This is a genomic window from Exiguobacterium sp. SL-9, from assembly GCF_004336985.1.
In the GTDB taxonomy this organism is placed as follows: domain Bacteria; phylum Bacillota; class Bacilli; order Exiguobacteriales; family Exiguobacteriaceae; genus Exiguobacterium.
In genome coordinates this window covers 1-400 of the sequence record NZ_SJUO01000040.1, presented here as the reverse complement: position 1 = coordinate 400, position 400 = coordinate 1, and the positions used below count along the sequence as shown (strand labels likewise).

Below are 400 nucleotides of genomic sequence, written 5' to 3'. Positions count from 1 at the left end.
GCCTATGATATGGCCAATATTTTGCGCGATGTAATCCAACATGGTACAGGACGTGCAGCACTGAAAATAGGACGGGATGATTTAGGTGGTAAAACGGGTACGACCAATGACGCCAAAGATGCTTGGTTTGCAGGTTTCAATAGCAAACTGGTTTCTATCGCATGGGTCGGATTTGACCGTCCAACCACACTGGGACGACGCGAATATGGGGGTATCGCAGCACTGCCAATCTGGATTAACTTTATGGATAAATCCTTACAGGGAACTGCCTCTTCGTGGGTTCAATTGGATAAAAATGCTAAAGCGCCAATTTCCCGCGAACAGCCAAGTCTTCAGGAAAATAGCAGTAAAAGCCGTACAGATCGCACTTCACCACCGCTCGCACGTCCACTTTATGTGC

1 pseudogene is annotated in these 400 nt (G+C 47.5%); it reads left to right on the top strand.

The features are described from left to right. Nucleotides 1–400, top strand: a pseudogene (locus EVJ34_RS15555) (hypothetical protein); the annotation flags it as partial.